This window comes from Streptomyces sp. NPDC060184 (assembly GCF_042728795.1).
Classification (GTDB): domain Bacteria; phylum Actinomycetota; class Actinomycetes; order Streptomycetales; family Streptomycetaceae; genus Streptomyces.
On sequence record NZ_JBHWYX010000012.1, the window covers coordinates 44,072 to 60,285 of the forward strand.

Sequence of the window (16,214 nt, forward strand, 5' to 3'; positions counted from 1 at the left end):
ATCGGCGGCTCACCGGCCGAGCACCTCCTCGATGTAGGGGGTGCGCCGCAGGAGTTCGGCGGCGGCCCGGTCGGTGTAGGTGGTCAGCGGTCCGGCGAAGACGGTGAACGAGAGGCTGATCGCGACTCCGGCGGCGGTGGCCGCGACCATGGTGCGGGGCAGCCGGGTCGTGGTGGTGATGGCGCGCCCGTGCAGGGTGGCGGCGAACGCGCGTCCGGCCGGTCCGGGCAGCCGGCCCACGGGCTCGTCGCCCGTGCCGGGCATGCGGTCCGGCCCCTCGTCGGCGTCGTCGTCCTCGTCGGAGTCTGCCTCCAGGACGGTGCCGTCGAGCGCCTGGCCGGGCGGGGCGTCGCGCCAGAACGCCAGGTTCCAGACCTTGGCCATCACGTAGAGCGTGAGCAGGCTGGTGGCCGTCGAGCCGGCCACCAGGAGCCAGGCCCAGACGCTGCCGTCGGCCACACCGGCGCGCATCAGGCCGAGTTTGCCGATGAAGCCGGAGAACGGCGGGATGCCCGCCATGTTGAGCGCGGGGACGAGGTAGAGCACGGCGAGCAGCGGGGCGGCCCGGGCGAGGCCGCCGGTCCGGGTGAGTTCGGTGGTGCCGCCCCGGCGTTCCATCAGCCCGGCGACGAGGAAGAGCGTGGTCTGCACGGTGATGTGGTGCGTGACGTAGACGATCGCGCCGCCGTAGGACTGGCGGGTGGCGAGGCCGATACCGAAGATCATGTAGCCGATGTGGCTGATCAGAGTGAAGGAGAACAGCCGCTTGAGGTCGGTCTGGGCGACGGCGCCGAGGATGCCGACGATCATCGAGGCGAGGGCGAGGGCCATCAGCAGGTCGCCGACCCGGTTGCCGGGGAAGAGCAGCGTCTCGGTGCGCAGCATGCTGTAGACGCCGACCTTGGTGAGCAGCCCGGCGAAGACGGCGGTGACGGGTGCGGGTGCGGTGGGGTACGAGTCGGGGAGCCAGGCGCCGAGCGGGAAGACGGCGGCTTTGATGGCGAAGACCGTCAGCAGCATCGCCTGGATCAACGTCTGCACGCCGAGCGGGAGTTCGGGCAGCCGTTGGGCGAGCTGGGCGAAGTTGGCGGTGCCGGTCGCCGCGTAGGTCATGGCGATGGCGGTGAGGAAGAGCATCGACGAGAAGAGCGAGATGATCACGTAGGTGGACCCGGCGCGCACCCGGGGCCCGGTGCCGCCGAGGGTGAGCAGGACGAAGCTCGCGACGAGCATGATCTCGAAGCCGACGTAGAGGTTGACGAGGTCTCCGGCGAGGAAGGTGCAGGAGACCCCGGCGACGAGGATGAGGTAGGCGGGGTGGAAGACGGCGACGGGGGTCTCCTCGTCCCGGTCGGCCATGCCCTGTCCGAGGGAGTAGACGAGCACGCAGAGGGTGACGGCCGAGGAGACGGTCAGCATCAGGGCGGAGAGCCGGTCGGCGACGAGGGTGATGCCGAGCGGCGGGGCGAAGTCCCCGAGGTGGACGGAGAGCGGTCCTTCCGACTGGGTGGCGGCCATGAGTCCGGCGGAGAGCCCGAGGACGAGCGTGAGCACGGCGACACTGATGAAGCGCTGGAAGCGCCCCAGGCGGGTGCCGAAGGCGAGGCTGAGTCCGGTGGCGCAGAGCGGCAGCAGCACCGGCAGCGGGACAAGGGCTTTCATCCGGCGTCTCCTGGGTGGTCGTCTCCCGGGCGGGGGCGGCGCGGGGGGTCGTCCGAGGGGGGTTCTTCCGTACCGGCGGCCTCCGTACCGGCGGCCTCCGCACCGCCGGCCTCCGCACCGCCGGCCTCCGCACCGGCGCCTTCCGCACCGGCGCCTTCCGCACCGGCGGCTTCGGCGTAGTCCTCCGGGTCGGCGCCGAGCACGTCGTGCCAGAGGTCACCGGTGGCGTCCCTCCCCCGGGCCTGGAGGGCGCGGTCGGCGCGCAGCCGGTGGCGCAGGCGGCGGCGTTCCTCCAGGTAGTGGGCGCGTTCCTCGCTGGTGGGGGCGTCCCCGGTCCGGTACTCCTCGATGAGCTGGGCGCGCTCGCCGCGTACTTCGGCGCGGAGCGCGATGCGCCGGTCCTCCAGGTCGTCGTGGACCTCGTCGGTGCCGGTCAGCTGGTGGCTGCGGTAGGCCATGGCGAGCAGGAACGCGGTGGTGGCGAGGGTGATGACGATCGCGGTGAGGGCGATGGCCTGGGGCAGCGGGTCGGTGACCTCGCGCAGCGGTACGCCGTAGAGCAGGGGCGCGGCGCCGGCCGAGCCGGTGCCGGAGAGCACGAGGAGGTTGATGCCGTTGCCGATGATCACCGCGCCCAGCAGGATGCGGGTCAGCGGCCGGGTGAGCATGAGGATTCCGCCGACCGCGCAGAGCACCACGGCGGTGGCGAGCAGGGAGGCGCTGACGGTCACCGGGTGCCGCCCCCCGCCTCGGCCGGGCCCTGGTGCCGCAGGGCGGCGGCCCGTTCGATCTGCCGGTCGATCTTCGCGCCGAGGGCGCGGACGATGTCGAGCACGACGCCGAGGACCAGCAGGTAGACCCCGCAGTCGAAGAGCACCGAGGTGCCGAGGTGGTAGTCGCCGAGGACCGGGAGGTGGCCGTGGTAGGTCCAGGCGTGCAGCACGGTGCCGTCGAAGAGCCCGAGCAGGGCGACGCCGGTGGAGAGGAACAGGCCCAGGCCCGTGACGAGTCCGGGGGGCAGCGGCGCCGCCTCGGCGAGCTCGAACCGGCCGCCCGCGAGGTAGCGGGTGATGAGGGCGACGGAGCCGACCAGTCCGGCGACGAACCCGCCGCCCGGCATGTTCTCCGCGCAGAACAGGAGGTACACGGAGAGCACCAGGACGGGGTGGAACAGCAGCCGGGCCACCACCTCGAAGACGAGTGAGCGGTGTTCGGGGGCGAGGGTGGAGGTCGCGGCGAGCCAGTCGCGCTCGGGGGCGCCCTCGTCGCCCTGCGGGAGCCCGGTGAGTCCCGCGCCGTCGCGGGAGAGCGACCAGGCGGTGGTGTGCGCCGGGGTGGCGGTGAGCGAGGGGACGCCGGCGGGTGCGGGGGCGGTGGACGGGGGCCGTCCGGGGATCTCGTCGCGGGCGGCGGGCTGCTCGCTCCTGCGGTGCAGGTAGATCAGGCTGGTGACGCCCACCGCTGCGGCGGCGAGCACCGCCGACTCGCCCATGGTGTCCCAGGCCCGCAGGTCCACCAGGATGGCGGCGACGACGTCCTTGAGGCCGTGGCTCGCGGCCTCCTCCACCATCGCCGCGCCGGCCGGTTCGGCGGTGCGCGCGGCGGCACAGACCCAGACGGCGACGCCGAACGTGGCCGCCGCCGCGAGGGCGACGGGGATGCGGACGGCCCGCCGCCAGGAGCTGACGGTCTCCTGGAAGTGCACCGGCATCCTCCGCAGCACCAGCACGAACACGATCATCGAGACGGTCTCCACGCAGAACTGGGTCAGCGCCAGGTCCGGGGCGCCCTGGACGACGAAGAGCAGCGCGGTGCCGTAGCCGGTGAGACCGGCGAGCACCACGGCCTTCATGCGGCGGCTGACGGTGAGGCAGAGCAGGGCCGCGGCGCTGGTGAGAACGGCCAGGGCGCCCTGGAGCGCGGAGTCCCAGAGCCGGGGGCCTACCGCGTCGCCCCACGGGCGGTCGGTGAGGAGGACCGCGAGCTGTCCGGCGATCAGGACGAGCAGGGTGGTGGCGAGGTAGACGGAGAGCGAACCGCGCTGCACCAGGCCGGTGATCTGGAGGGCGAGGCGTTCCAGGCCGAGCAGGAGGTGGCCGAAGACGCTGTCGGCGGTGGGCCAGGCGATGCGCCGGGAGAGCGTACGGACGGGGGCGCGAGCCGCGAAGAGCAGGGCGCCGCCCGCCCAGGCGACGGCGGAGAGCAGCAGCGCCGTGCCGAAGCCGTGCCAGAGGGCGAGGTGGTACGGGTGGGCGGTGGCGGGGAACTCGTCGGCGTACGCGTCGAACAGGTGGTCCGTCCAGCCGACCCCGGGGCCGAGCACGAGTCCGGTGACGGCGAGCACGGCGGGCGGGGCGAGGAAGGCGGCGGAGACCCGGTGGACGGGGGTGTCCGCGGTGCCCGGCTTGCGGAAGAAGGCGCCCCAGACGAACCGGAGGGTGTACGCGGTGGTGAGCGCGGCGCCCGCCACACAGGCCGCGAGGGTCCAGAGGTCGGCGGTGTCCCCGTGCAGGAGCGCCTCGAACGCGGCTTCCTTGGCGGCGAATCCGAGCATCGGGGGCAGCGAGGCCATGGACGCGGCGGCGAGCACGCCGACGGCGCACACGAGCGGCAGGGAGCGGCCGACGCCGGAGAGGCGGCGCAGGTCGCGGGTGCCGGTGGCGTGGTCGACGATGCCGGTGACGAGGAAGAGCGGCGCCTTGAACAGGGCGTGCGCCAGGATCATCACGGCGGCGGCGAGCGCGGCGTCCCGGGTGCCGTCCCCGGCCAGCAGGGTGAGGAAGCCGAGTTGGCTCACCGTGCCGTAGGCGAGGACGAGTTTGAGGTCGTGCAGGCGCAGCGCGCGCCAGCCGCCGAGCAGCATGGTGGCGGCGCCGAGCACGAGGACGACCGGGCGCCACAGGGGTACGTCGGCGAAGGCGGGGGCGAGCCGGGCCACCAGGTAGACGCCGGCCTTCACCATCGCGGCGGCGTGCAGGTAGGCGCTGACCGGGGACGGGGCGGCCATGGCGTTGGGCAGCCAGAGGGAGAACGGCCAGATCGCGGATTTGGACAGCGCGCCCGCCAGGACCAGCGCGACGGCCGCCTGGACGGCGACGGAGGCGGTGGGCGGGTCGGCGACGATCTCCGAGATCCGGTAAGTGCCCGCCGCCCGGCCGATGATGAGGAACCCGACCAGCATGGCGAGTCCGCCGAAGGTGGTGACGGTGAGGGCCTGGAGCGCCGATCTGCGGTTCTGTTTCCTCTCGCTGGTGTGCCCGATCAGCAGGTAGGAGAAGACGGTGGTCAGCTCCCAGAACACGTAGAGCGTGATCAGGTCGTCGGCGAGGACGAGCGCGAGCATGGCACCGGCGAAGGCCAGCAGGTTCCCGGCGAACCGGCCCAGTTGGGGGGTGTCGTCGGCGAAGTACGAGGCGCAGTACAGGAGCACGAGGGTGCCGACCCCGGCGGCGAGCAGCACCATCAGCTCGCCGAGGGCGTCGAGGCGCAGGTCGACGGAGACGTCGTACGCGGGGATCCAGTCCCAGGACCAGGTGTCGTCCCGCCCGTCGGCGGCGCTCGTCCACAACGTGAAGGCCCAGGCCGTGGTGGCGGCCGGGGGGAGCGCGAGCACGACGAACGCGCGGCTGCCCAGCCGGTGCACCAGGGGACCGGCGCAGGCAGCCAGGGCGAAGTGGCAGAGGACGAGCGCGATCACAGCGGGGTGTCCGGAGAATGAGGCACTGAGTATGGATATATCCCCCGGCGGCGTTCACCCGTCCGGCACGCCGCACGAGGTGCGGCGGCGCCCCATCTCCACCCGGGCGGTCCCCGCGAGGGGTCCCGCGCGACGCCTAGGCGTGTGAGGGATATGTGGGACCGGTGTTGTTCATGTGAGCCCACTTTCTCTTCATTTTTTCACTGTGCCTAGTATCTATGTGTCGAAGTTCTCAACGGAATTGACTGGTCGTGAGACCGTCACCCACGTCAAGGAGAATGCCCTGCGCACGCGCGCGTCTCGGCGCACCGACTCGACCCCCATGTCGCTGCGGACAGCCCTGCTCATCCTGGCCATCGTCCCCGGCATCGCCCTCGCGGCCCTCTGGGCGGTCACCAGTGGTCAGACCCTGCTCGACTTCCAGCGGCAGGCAGCTCAGGGGCAGTTGGCCCAGAAGGCCGGCCAGCCGTCCAACATCGTGTACTACAACCTGCAGGAGGAACGGCGGCTCAGTGCGGAAGCGCTGGCCGATCCCGATGCTTCGAAGGAGGCGCTCCAGCGGCAGCGCAAGCTCACCGACAAGGCGATCGAGACCTTCCAGTCCGTCTCGGACATCTCCGCCGACAGCGCCCCGTCCAAGGTGCGCGAGGCCGTCGGCAAGGCCCGTGAGTCCATCAACCAGCTCCCCGCGCAACGGACGTTGGTGGACCAGGGCGACGACGAGCAGCAGGCGGTCGTCTACGGCTACTACACCGACCTCATCGCGGTCGACCTCCAGCTCTTCGCCGCCCTCAGCCAGGTGGACAACGGCGAGGTGACCACGGCGTCCGCGCCGCTGGTCGACCTCTTCTGGGTCAAGGAGATGGTCTCCCGCTCGGACGCGCTGCTCGCCCGCGGCTGGTCCGACGGCAAGCTCAGCACCGCCGACCTCGCGCAGCTGCGCAAGGAGATCACCGGCCAGTCCTTCCAGTACTCCACCAAGGTGCTCCCCAACCTCCCCGCCGACGAGCGGGCGATGTGGAACGAGATGGCCGGTGGCGAGGCCTGGAAGACGAAGACGAAGCTGGAGGCGCAGATCCTCGCGCCCCGCGCCGCCGACTCCAAGGGGTTCGTCCGGATCGGCGCCTCGGAGAAGTCCTGGCGCTCGACGATGGACCAGGTCACCCCCCAACTCGTGGACCTGCTCGAACACCGCACCTCGCTGGTGGTCACGATCGGCAAGAACACCATCGTGTCGCTGCTGGTCAAGATGGTGGTCACCACGGTCGTCGGCCTGCTCGCGGTGGTCGCGGTCATCCTGACCACCTGGCGCCTCACGCGTAACCTGCGCCGTCGCATCAAGCGCCTCCAGGACCGCGCGGAGGAGCTGGAACGCACCCTCCCGGACGTCGTCGAACGGCTCGGCCAGGGCGAGAAGATCGACGTCGAGGCCGAGGCCCGCGCCATCGAGTCCGACCGCAAGGGCAGGACGGGCGACGAGATCACCCAGCTCGGCGACGCCCTCAACCTCGCCCGCACCAGCGCGCTCGCCGCCGCCGTCAAACAGGCCGACCAGCACCGCGGGTTCGAGCGCCTCCTCCAGCGCATCGCCCGCCGCACCCAGCAGCTCATCGGCCAGCAGCTCAAGAAGCTGGACGAGCTGGAGCGCAAGCACGAGGACCCCGAGGTGCTCGACGGCCTCTTCGACCTGGACCACCTCACCGCGCGTCTGCGCCGGTACGAGGAGAACCTGGTCATCCTGGCGGGCGGTGCCCCGCACCGGCGCTGGCGCAAGCCCGTTCCGCTGCTGGACGTCATGCGCTCCGCCCAGGGCGAGGTGCAGGACTACCAGCGGGTGGTGCTCGACCTCGACGGAACGCCCTGGCTCTCCGAACGGGCCGTCGGCCCGGTCTCGCACGTGCTGGCCGAACTGATCGAGAACGCGCTGGCGTTCTCCCGGCCGCCGAGTCCGGTGGAGGTGCGGGCCGCCAAGGTGAGCCGCGGTCTGGCCATCGAGGTCGAGGACCGCGGTCTCGGCATGGAGGAGCACCAACTGGCGGAAGCCAACGAGCTGATGAGCCGGCCGCCCCGGATGGACGTGCTCGCCCACTCCGAGGACATCCGGCTCGGCCTCCACGTGATCTCCCGCCTCGCCCACCAGCACGACCTGCGGGTGGAGTTCCGTTCGTCGGCGTTCGGCGGCACCCGGGTCGTCGTGCTCGTCCCCGACGAGCTCACGGTCGCCCATCCGACCGGGCGCCCGGTCGCCGCCGTGGCCGCGGCGCCCGCGCCGGAGCCCGTGCGCGAGGAGGTCCCCGCCGCCACCGGCGCGCTGCCGTCCCGCGTCCAGGGCCGGGCGATGGCCGGGGTCACCGCCCTGGTCGACCACGCCGCCCGCTCCCAGCGGTCCGCGCCCCCCGTCGGGTCCGAGGCACGGCCCCCCGCCGCCACGGACCAGGACCGGCCGGTCCAGTCGGGTACGTACACCGTCCCGGAACCCCCGTACTCCTCCCCCGAGGAGTACGGGCAGGAGTCGTACGCGGACACCTCCTACGCCCCCGCGCGGGATCCGTACGGCACGCCCGAGGGCTCCTACGGCTCCGGCGACCAGCCGCCCTACGGTCCGGACGACCGGGCGTACGAACCCTCGGCCCCCTACGCGCCCGGCGACCAGGGGTACTCCGCCCAGGAGCAGCCGTACATGACGGCGGCCGGGCAGTACCCGGTGCCGGGCCACGGCTTCGGGGACCAGGACACGCGGGCCGGTCAGTTCCCCGAACCCGGCTCCGCCTACCCGGAGTCGTACCAGGAGCCCTACCAGGAGTCGTACCAGGAGCAGCCGTCGTACCCGGGCGGTTACCCGGACGCGGACGCGGACACCTCGCCCTACGGGAACCACACGCACGGCGGCGACCGGCAGCCCGAGGTCTCCGGTCACCCGGCGCTCCCGCCCGGCCAGGACACCCCGGCACCCGGCTCGGAGCCCCCGCTCCCCCGCCGGGTCCGTCAGGCCAGCCTGGTCGACGAGTTGCGGGTCGACCCCGCGGCGGGCCGTCCGGCCGCCGCGCCCAGGACCCCGAGCTGGGACGAGAACCCCCTGCTCAGGCCCGCTCCCCGGCGGGCCGGTGCGGCGATCGGAGCGTTCCAGCGGCGGTCGCGCGAGGCGCGCTCGGCCGACGGGACGTCCGCGCAGATTCCCCCTCCCCCTTCGCCCCTCAACCCGAGAGAAGAACGGTCATGACACGCACAACGGCCACGCTCCAGGATCTCGACTGGTTGCTCGACGGCTTGGTGGACTCGGTGGCCGAGACCGTCAACGCCGTGCTGCTGTCCGACGACGGACTGGTCGTGAGCCACTCCCGGACCATCGACCGGTCCGACGCCGAGCGGCTCGCCGCGATCTGCACCGGGCAGCAGAGCCTCGCCCGGGGCGTGGGCCAGCTGTTCCGCGGCGGCACGGTGCACCAGGTCATCGTGGAGCTGGCCGACCTCTGGCTCTTCATCATCACCGCCGGCCAGGGCACCCACCTCGCCGTCGTCGCCTCCCAGGAGGTGGACGCCGAGGTGATGTCGCTCGCCATGCACAACCTGGTCCAGCAGGTCGGCCAGAAGCTCACCGCGCCCGTGCGGGGCGAGTTCGACGCCTTCGGCACCGGCACCGGGGACGGGCAGCGGGTGTGACGCCCTACTGGGACGACGACGAGACCGACGACTATGAGGACGACGGTGCGGGCACCATGGTGCGCCCGTACACGATCACCCGGGGCCGGACCGCTCCCGAGCGGGACGACTTCACCCTCATCACCGTGCTGACGACCGTGCACGACATGCGCGACGAGCACGGTGCACCGCTGCGGCCGGGCCGGCTCCAGCCGGAACACCGCATGATCCTCGACCGCTGCACGCACCCCGCCGCGGTCGCCGAGGTGTCCGCCGATCTCGACCTGCCGATCTCGGTGACCAAGATCCTGCTGGCGGATCTGGTCTCCCAGGGCCTGCTGCTGGCCCGTGCCCCGCTCTCGGTGGCACGGGCCTCCGGCGGGGCCCACATGGGCCTGCTGGCCGCCGTACGTGACGGACTCCGGAGACTCTGAGCAAGATGACAACGCCTCAAGCGGCGCCCAGCGCCGTCAAGATACTCATCGCCGGTGGCTTCGGCGTCGGCAAGACCACCCTGGTGGGCGCGGTCAGCGAGGTCGCCCCGCTGCGCACCGAGGAGTTCCTGACCAAGGCCAGCATCGGCGTGGACGACCTGGCCGGTGTCGGCCAGAAGAGCACCACGACGGTCGCGCTGGACTTCGGCCGCATCACGGTCAGCCCGGAACTGGTGGTCTACCTGTTCGGCACGCCCGGCCAGGAACGCTTCTGGTTCATGTGGAACGACCTGGTCAACGGGGCCCTGGGCGGTGTCGTCATCGCCGACACCCGCCGGCTGGACACCAGTTTCGCCTCGATCGACTTCTTCGAGAGCCGGGACATCCCGTTCGTGGTGGCGATCAACTGCTTCCACGGCCACAACACCCGCAGCCCCGGGGAGATCCGCGCGGCGCTCGACCTGGACCCGCACGTCCCCCTCCTCGTCGGCGACGTGCGCGAGCGCTCCTTCGGCCGTGACGTGCTGCTGGCCCTGGTCGACCATCTGATGGCCCTCCCGGCGGCGGTCGGCTGAGCGCGCGGCGCCCGCGCCTTCCCCCCGGCTCCTGAACCCCTCGACCTCCTCGGAAAGAGAACAGACATGGCAACACCCCTGCGCGTACTGATCCACGGCGGCGGGATCGGCGGCCTCACCCTGGCCACCGCGCTCGCCCGCAGCGGTCACACCGTCCAGGTCGCCGAAGTGCGCGACGGCGTCGAGGCTCTCGGCGTCGGCATCATCCAGCCGTCCAACGCCCTGCACGTCATGCGGGAGATCGGGGCCCTGGACGCCTGCCTCGAAGCGGGCTACGAGTGGGAGATCCTCACCATCTGCGACCCGGCCGGCACCCCGCTGGCCAAGATCCCGCAGCCGCGCATGGACGACGCCCCCTCGAACAACGGCATACCCCGGCCCGAGCTGGCCCGGATTCTCGCCGAGGCCGCGACGGCCGCCGGCGCGTCCGTCACCTACCGCACGACGATCACCGAGCTGTCCGACGACGGCGCGGGGGTCGACGTGACCCTGTCGGACGGTTCGTCCGCCCGCTGGGACCTGGTCGTCGGCTTCGACGGCATCGGCTCGCCGCTGCGCAAGCGGCTGTACGGCGACACGTACACCCCCGAGTACACGGGCTTCGCCAACTGGCGCGTCACCGTGCCGCGGCTGCCGGAGGTCCAGGGCGTCGTGATGAGCGCGGGCAACGAGGACGCCAAGGCGCTGCTCACCCCGATCACCGACGAGCTGATGTACCTGGGCGCGGTCTTCGGTGAGGAGCCGGACTTCCGGCCGGACCCGGAGCGGGCGCACGAGGAGCTGGCGGAGCGGCTCACCGCGTTCGGCGGGCCGGTGGCCGAGGCGGTGAAGCACGTCACCGACCCGGCGGCCGTGGTGTACTCCCGGATCTCCCAGGTGACCGTCGAGGAGCCCTGGCACGTCGGCCGGATCGTGCTCGCCGGCGACGCCGCGCACGCCAGCGCGCCGCAGCTGGCGCAGGGCGCGGCGATGGCCGTGGAGGACGCCCTGGTGCTGGCGCGGTCGCTGGACGCCGAGGCCGACGTCCCGGCGGCGCTCGCGGCCTGGGAAGCCCGGCGCCGGCCGCGCGCGATGTTCGTGCAGAGCCTGTCGCGGGCGGTCCTCAAGCAGGAGACCGGCAACCCGACGACGCCCGAGGAGGACGAGCTCCTGAAGATCGGCATCCCGGGCGCCGCCCACGTGCTGGTCAAGCCCTACTGATCCGCCCCGCTCCACCCGGTACCCCGACGGGGCCCGGCCGTCCGCACGGACGACCGGGCCCCGTCCCGCGTCCCGGGGGCGCGGGGCGCGCGGGTGCCCACACAGGGTGGTACGGGCATCACCCGACGCCGCGTAGAGTGACTGTCCTCACAGCCACGGGTCGGGCGGTTCGTGAGAGTGTGGCCCGAAAGTCCTTTTCATACCGGTCGGGTGGCCCCTGTACGTGGACGTCCCGATCCGTAGGTTGGAACACGGAAGCCATCCCGGCGCGGACGGCCGCGCGCACCGCACGACGGCCCCTCCGCCGCCGGACGGCTTCCACGCAAGGAACCCCGCGACCCGAACGGAAGCCGTCTTGCCGCCCGCCGATCCCGCACCCGCCTCCTGGCGCATCGAGCTGCCGCACACGACCGCGGCCGTGCCGATCGCCCGCGCTCTCGTCCGCAGCGCGCTCAACGACATCGACGCGCCCCCGGACAGCGACACCGCCGAACTGCTCACCGCCGAGCTGGTCACCAACGCCGTCGAGCACACCGACAGCCAGGAGCCCATCGAGCTGGTGGTGGAGCTGCTGCCGACCGGCTGCCAGGTGGAGGTCCACGACCGCGACCCCGAGCCGCCGGGCGGCCTGGCCGCCGCGGGCCCGGACACCATGCCGGACCCGTGGCAGGAGCACGGGCGCGGCCTGCTGCTGATCCGTACCCTCAGCTCCGCCTGCGGTCACCGCACCACGGAGCACGGCAAGGCGGTCTGGTTCACGCTGCCGGTGGTGCCTGCCCAGCCGGGTCCTGCTCCGCTGAGCTGACCAGGCGCGAGCGGCTGCGGCCGTAGAAGGAGTACAGCAGGGAGCCCGCGAGCAGGAACGCCGCGAACTCGGCCCAGGCCTCCCAGCCGGTCCCGTACATCAGGTAGAGGCAGAACGCGACGCCCAGGACCGGGCTGACCGGGTAGAGCGGCACCCGGAAGGAGCGCTTCAGCCCGGGGTTGCGGCGGCGCAGCTGGATGACGGCGAGGTTGACGACGGCCATCGCCCCCAGGGTGCCGATGGTGGTCAGGTTCACCACCGCGTCGAGCGAGGAGAAGGCGGCCGGGACCGCGAAGACGGCGGCGACGATCCAGGTGTTGGCGACCGGGGTGTGGGTCTTCGGCGAGACGCGTTCGAAGATCCGCGGCACCAGTCCGTCCCGGGCCATCGACATGAGGATGCGGGTCTGGCCGTACATCACGGCCAGCACGACGGAGGCGATGGCGACGACCGCGCCGAACGCGACGATGCCGCCGCCCACGGTGGAGTCGGTGACCTGGTTGACCACGGCCGAGAGCGCGGCGGGCGTGTCGGCGACCTTCTCCGGGCCGAGCGCCCCGATGGCGGCGACGGCGACCGCGCAGTAGAGCAGCGTGACCAGGCCGAGGCAGATCATGATCGCGACGGGGATGTTCCGCCGAGGGTTCCTGACCTCTTCGCCGGCGGTGGTGATCGCGTCGAAGCCGATGTACGAGAAGAAGGCCAGCGAGGCCCCGGACGTGATCCCGGAGAGGCCGCTGCCCGCGAACGGCGACAGGTTGTCGTGGCGGTACGCGGTGAAGGCGATGGCACAGAAAGCCACCAGGATGGAGATCTTGAGGACCACCATCGCGGCGGTCGCACCCGCGCTCTCCCGGACTCCGCGCACGAGGAGCGCGGCGGCCATGGCGATCACCAGGACGGCCGGCAGGTTGACGACACCGCCGTCGGCGGGGCCGGCCGAGAGCGCCTCGGGCAGCTGTACCCCGAAGAGGCTGTGCAGCAGTTCGTTGACGTACTGGCTCCATCCCACCGCCACCGCGGAGACCGAGACGCCGTACTCCAGCAGCAGGCAGCCGCCGACGAGGAACGCGGTGCGCTCGCCGAAGGTGGCGTACGCGAAGGAGTAGGAGCTGCCGGAGACGGGGATCGCACCGCCCAGCTCGGCGAAGGAGAACGCCGTGAAGATGCAGGTGATCGCCGCCAGCACGAACGAGATCACGACGGCCGGGCCGGCCTCCGAGACGCTGTCCGAGAGCCCGACGAAGATGCCGGTGCCGACGACCGCGCCGACACCGAAGCAGACCAGCTGGAACAGGCCCATGGTGCGCTTGAGGCCGTGCCCCTCGAGGTCCGTCCCGGACTCGGCGACCAGCTGTTCGGGGCTCTTGCGGCGCGGGCCGGAGCTGGGTGGGCCCGGCCGGATCGTGCGCTGCGCGCTCATGCGGCGTTTCTCTTCTCTGGTGGTGCGGTGGGGGGACCACGCCCGGCGCGCCGTGGGGGGCGGTGCCGTACATGGCAATGGGGCCCGAGCCTGCAAGCTCGGACCCCAACGAGACGGACCATGGTAGCCGCCGACGCGCATGTTCACCCAATTGGATGCATCACCATGCAAGCGGGGCAAAGGGCTGCCCCGCGCACCCACCGGGGAGTACGGGGCAGCCCTTCAGGGTGCGGGGAACGGACCCGTGCCCCTCGTGTCCCGCCCCCGGGCGCCCGCGGGCGTGGCCGCCGCCCGCGCGAGCCCCACGCGCTCCGCTCAGGCGTCCGCGAGCGTGGCGACGAGGACCGCCTTGATGGTGTGCATGCGGTTCTCCGCCTCGTCGAAGACCACCGAGTGGGCGGACTCGAAGACCTCGTCGGTGACCTCCAGCTCGGTCATCCCGTGCACGGCGTGGATCTCCCGGCCGACCGCGGTGCCGAGGTCGTGGAACGCGGGCAGGCAGTGCAGGAACTTCACGCCGGGGTTCCCGGTGGCGCGCAGCACGTCCATGGTCACGGTGTACGGGGCGAGGGCGGCGATGCGCTCGGCCCAGACCTCCTTGGGCTCACCCATGGAGACCCAGACGTCGGTGGCGATGAAGTCGCTCCCGGCCACGCCCTCGGCGATGTCCTCGGTGAGGGTGATCTTCGCGCCGCTGACGGCGGCCAGCTCCCGGGCCCGCGCCACCATGTCCTGGTGGGGCCAGTACGCCTCGGGTGCCACGATCCGCACGTCCAGGCCGAGCAGCGCGCCGGTGATCAGGTAGGAGTTGCCCATGTTGAAGCGGGCGTCACCGAGGTAGGCGAAGGCGAAGCCGCCGTCGCGGATGTCCTTGTCGGTGTGCTCGACCATGGTGAGGACGTCGGCCAGCATCTGGGTGGGGTGCCACTCGTCGGTCAGGCCGTTGAAGACCGGGACCCCCGCGTAGGCGGCGAGCTCCTCGACCGCCTGCTGGCTGTCGCCTCGGAACTCGATCCCGTCGAACATCCGGCCGAGCACCCGCGCCGTGTCCCGTACGGACTCCTTGTGCCCCATCTGCGAACCGGCGGGGTCCAGGTACGTGGTGGAGGCCCCCTGGTCCGCGGCGGCGACCTCGAAGGCGCAGCGGGTGCGGGTCGACGTCTTCTCGAAGATCAGCGCGATGTTCTTGCCGCGCAGCCGCTGGACCTCGCTCCCCGACTTCTTGGCCGCCTTCAGCTCCGCGGCCAGCTCGACCAGCCCGAGGAACTCCTCGGCGGTGAAGTCGAGCTCCTTGAGGAAGTGACGGCCTGCGAGGTCTATGGCCATGGTTCTTGCTCCTGGGTCGGACGGGGATCTTCGGCGTACGGCATCCCTGGAAGTGTATACGAGGCAATGCATCGCTATACAGAGCTGTGCGGGGCCCGATCGGGACCGGTCAGAGGCCCGATCACCAGGCGGGACTTTCACCACACGGCCTACACCGGGTCGCGGACGACGGGGCAGCTCATGCACCGGGGGCCGCCCCGGCCCCGCCCCAGCTCGCTGCCGGGGATCTCCAGGACCTCGATGCCCTGCTTGCGCAGATGGGTGTTGGTGGTGGCGTTGCGCTCGTAGGCGACGACCACCCCGGGCTCGATGGCCAGGACGTTGCAGCCGTCGTCCCACTGTTCGCGCTCGGCGGCGTGGACGTCCTGGGTGGCGGTGAGGACGCGGATCGCGTCCAGTCCGAGGGCGGCGGCGACGGCCCGGTGCATGTGCTCGGGCGGATGGTCGGTGACCTTCAGCTCACGGGGCCCGTCGCCCGGCTCGATGGTGTACGAGCGGAGCATGCCGAGTCCGGCGTACTGGGTGAAGGTGTCGCCGTCGACCATCGTCATCACGGTGTCCAGGTGCATGAACGCCCGCCGCTTCGGCATGTCCAGCGCCACGATCGTGTGCGCGGAACCGGCGTCGAACAGCCCGCGCGCCAGCATCTCGACCGCCTGCGGGGTGGTGCGCTCGCTCATCCCCACGAGCACCGCGCCCCGGCCGATCACCAGCACGTCCCCGCCCTCGATGGTCGACGGGTAGTCGTGCTGGCCCTGCGACCAGTGGTGGAAGACGCCCGCCTCGGGGCCGGTGAAGAGCGGGTGGTGGCGGTAGATCGCCTCGAAGTGGACGGTCTCGCGCTGCCGGGCGGGCCACCGCATCGCGTTGATGGAGACCCCGTCGTAGATCCAGGCCGAGGTGTCCCGGGTGAAGAGGTGGTTGGGCAGCGGGCCGAGCAGGAAGTCGTCCGGCTCCATGACGTGGAAGCGGACCGAGACCGGCTCGGCGTGCCGGTCCAGGAACTCCCGCTTGGTCATCCCGCCGACCAGCGCCTCGGCCAGCTCCGCCGGGGTCAGTTCCTCGAAGGCCGCCCGCAGGTGCTCGGTGGCCAGCGGGCCGTACTCCTTCTCGTCGAAGACCCGGTCCAGCACCAGGCGGCGGGCCACCGGGACGCCCAGCGCCTCCCGGAGCAGGTCGCCGAAGAGGTGGACCTCGACGCCCCGGTCGCGCAGCAGGTCCGCGAAGCCGTCGTGCTCCTGCCGGGCGCGGCGCACCCAGAGCACGTCGTCGAAGAGGAGCGCGTCCTTGTTGCTCGGGGTGAGTCGCTTCAGTTCCAGATCGGGGCGGTGCAGGATGACGCGGCGCAGCCGCCCGGCCTCGGAGTCGACATGGAATCCCATGTCCTCATCCTCACCGGGCGGCACCCGCTTCACCCCGCGAATCGCCTGCCGGTCTCGGGGCGTGCGTCACA

The 16,214-nt window shown here is 72.0% G+C and carries 12 protein-coding genes; 6 read left to right on the forward strand and 6 right to left on the reverse strand.

Annotated elements, in window-relative coordinates:
- Positions 1 to 9: 9 nt before the first annotated feature.
- Genes ACFWEE_RS10675 through ACFWEE_RS10685 form a run of 3 tightly spaced genes read right to left on the reverse strand, consistent with a single transcriptional unit; the run spans position 10 to position 5,359 of the window.
- Positions 10 to 1,662 (reverse strand): Na+/H+ antiporter subunit D, encoded by a 1,653-nt coding sequence (locus ACFWEE_RS10675; protein WP_386888229.1) that lies wholly within the window; start codon positions 1,660 to 1,662, stop codon positions 10 to 12.
- Complete coding sequence (locus ACFWEE_RS10680; RefSeq protein ID WP_386888230.1) at positions 1,659 to 2,393, reverse strand: Na(+)/H(+) antiporter subunit C; 735 nt, start codon at positions 2,391 to 2,393, stop codon at positions 1,659 to 1,661. Before ACFWEE_RS10680 ends, ACFWEE_RS10675 begins: the two co-directional genes overlap by 4 nt.
- A complete protein-coding gene (locus ACFWEE_RS10685) occupies positions 2,390 to 5,359 on the reverse strand; it encodes a Na+/H+ antiporter subunit A (RefSeq protein WP_386888231.1) in 2,970 nt (989 codons plus the stop codon). The genes ACFWEE_RS10680 and ACFWEE_RS10685 overlap by 4 nt, the downstream gene beginning before the upstream one ends.
- Positions 5,360 to 5,681: 322 nt before the next feature.
- On the opposite strand from ACFWEE_RS10685, the gene ACFWEE_RS10690 reads away from it, so the two are divergent.
- From ACFWEE_RS10690 to ACFWEE_RS10715, 6 genes are all read left to right on the forward strand, one after another.
- Entirely contained in the window at positions 5,682 to 8,579 is a 2,898-nt protein-coding gene (locus ACFWEE_RS10690) for a nitrate- and nitrite sensing domain-containing protein (protein ID WP_386888232.1), read from the forward strand.
- Positions 8,576 to 9,019 carry a roadblock/LC7 domain-containing protein gene (locus ACFWEE_RS10695; protein ID WP_386888233.1) on the forward strand — a complete coding sequence of 148 codons (444 nt, stop codon included), beginning with the start codon at positions 8,576 to 8,578 and terminating at the stop codon, positions 9,017 to 9,019. Before ACFWEE_RS10690 ends, ACFWEE_RS10695 begins: the two co-directional genes overlap by 4 nt.
- Positions 9,016 to 9,432 carry a DUF742 domain-containing protein gene (locus ACFWEE_RS10700; RefSeq protein WP_386888234.1) on the forward strand — a complete coding sequence of 139 codons (417 nt, stop codon included), beginning with the start codon at positions 9,016 to 9,018 and terminating at the stop codon, positions 9,430 to 9,432. Before ACFWEE_RS10695 ends, ACFWEE_RS10700 begins: the two co-directional genes overlap by 4 nt.
- Before the next feature lie 5 nt (positions 9,433 to 9,437).
- Positions 9,438 to 10,007 carry an ATP/GTP-binding protein gene (locus ACFWEE_RS10705; RefSeq protein WP_327178550.1) on the forward strand — a complete coding sequence of 190 codons (570 nt, stop codon included), beginning with the start codon at positions 9,438 to 9,440 and terminating at the stop codon, positions 10,005 to 10,007.
- 66 nt (positions 10,008 to 10,073) lie between these two features.
- On the forward strand, positions 10,074 to 11,207 hold the full coding sequence (locus tag ACFWEE_RS10710; protein ID WP_386888235.1) for an FAD-dependent monooxygenase: 1,134 nt from the start codon (positions 10,074 to 10,076) through the stop codon (positions 11,205 to 11,207).
- A gap of 355 nt (positions 11,208 to 11,562) precedes the next feature.
- Positions 11,563 to 12,012, forward strand: coding sequence for an ATP-binding protein (locus ACFWEE_RS10715; RefSeq protein ID WP_386888236.1), 450 nt, complete (start codon positions 11,563 to 11,565; stop codon positions 12,010 to 12,012).
- Here the strand turns inward: ACFWEE_RS10715 and ACFWEE_RS10720 are convergent.
- The 3 genes from ACFWEE_RS10720 to ACFWEE_RS10730 all read right to left on the reverse strand — a co-directional run bounded on the left by ACFWEE_RS10720 (position 11,963) and on the right by ACFWEE_RS10730 (position 16,143).
- Positions 11,963 to 13,435, reverse strand: a complete 1,473-nt coding sequence (locus ACFWEE_RS10720; RefSeq protein ID WP_386888237.1) for an APC family permease — start codon at positions 13,433 to 13,435, stop codon at positions 11,963 to 11,965. The two genes, ACFWEE_RS10715 and ACFWEE_RS10720, sit on opposite strands and share 50 nt — an antisense overlap.
- 315 nt (positions 13,436 to 13,750) lie before the next feature.
- Positions 13,751 to 14,761, reverse strand: coding sequence for an ornithine carbamoyltransferase (argF, locus tag ACFWEE_RS10725; protein ID WP_386888238.1), 1,011 nt, complete (start codon positions 14,759 to 14,761; stop codon positions 13,751 to 13,753).
- Positions 14,762 to 14,910: 149 nt separating this feature from the next.
- A complete protein-coding gene (locus ACFWEE_RS10730) occupies positions 14,911 to 16,143 on the reverse strand; it encodes an arginine deiminase (protein WP_386888239.1) in 1,233 nt (410 codons plus the stop codon).
- Positions 16,144 to 16,214 lie beyond the last annotated feature (71 nt).